Consider the following 1,001-nt stretch of genomic DNA (forward strand, 5'->3'; position numbering starts at 1 on the left):
CATTGATTCTATATAAAAAAAGCCAATCGATTTGATTGGCTCTTTTTTAAGTGTAAATGAGAGGTTTTACTCACTAATTCACTAGTTCACTAGTTCACTAGGATTTATCATGACCCATTTCAGCAGGTAAATCATCACGTAATTTTTGCCACATTTTGCCACTTTCGATACCATTTATACGCATTAATGCTGGTACGTCAGAGTAATTTTTATCTTTGGCTAATTTTTCAAGTTTGACATAAAAACGCATGGTTAATTCACGAGCTTCTTGGCTCGAAAAATAATATCGACCTACACGATTATAAAGACCTTTGAAACCATTTAAAATCAATACATACAATGGATTACCTGATGCAAATGCTAATGTATGGTGCAATTGATAGTCAAATGTAGCATATGATTCAGCATCATTTTCTAAGCTATGAATACCGGCTAATACATCAACTACTTTTTCAGGGTTGTGACGAATAGAGGCACGGAAATAAATGTTACTGACATTACCACGAGCAGCCATCAGTTGGTCGACAAGTAATGGAAAACCATCCGGATTCAAATCAGCAATGGTTTCTAAAATATTTAACCCAGAGGTTTCCCAAAAATTATTTACTTGGGTAGGTTTACCATGTTGAATTTTCAACCAACCATCTCGAGCGAGACGTTGTAATACTTCTCTTAACGTTGTTCGAGTTACACCGATAAGTTCAGAGAGCTCACGTTCAGCAGGTAAAATTGATCCCGGTGGAAATTTGTTTTCCCAAATAGATCGAACAATATATTTCTCGGCAAAACTCGCTGGCCCTTTGGCATTGATGATCATCAGCCTTCATATCCTATTGCTAAACAATGGCGAAACTATTGGGACTGATCATACCAGAGCGGTAGAAAATAAAAACCATTGTTTAATTACCACACTCATTACGAATGAATTTCAAACAACTCAAGCATCGCAAATAACAATAATTGAATATTAATTAAATTACATGACTATCACCATCGACATA

Annotated in this window: 1 protein-coding gene; it reads right to left on the bottom strand. The window is 35.6% G+C overall.

Annotated elements, in window-relative coordinates; all coding sequences use genetic code 11:
* Positions 1 to 97: 97 nt before the first annotated feature.
* A complete protein-coding gene (fadR, locus tag H5202_RS23280) occupies positions 98 to 817 on the bottom strand; it encodes a fatty acid metabolism transcriptional regulator FadR (protein WP_182774088.1) in 720 nt (239 codons plus the stop codon).
* Positions 818 to 1,001 lie beyond the last annotated feature (184 nt).

Source organism: Shewanella sp. SG41-4 (assembly GCF_014164505.1).
Classification (GTDB): domain Bacteria; phylum Pseudomonadota; class Gammaproteobacteria; order Enterobacterales; family Shewanellaceae; genus Shewanella.

Coding starts and splice junctions, on each gene's coding strand:
- fadR (WP_182774088.1), bottom strand. CDS start 817: ATGATCATCAATGCCAAAGGGCCAGCGAGTTTTGCCGAGAAATATATT.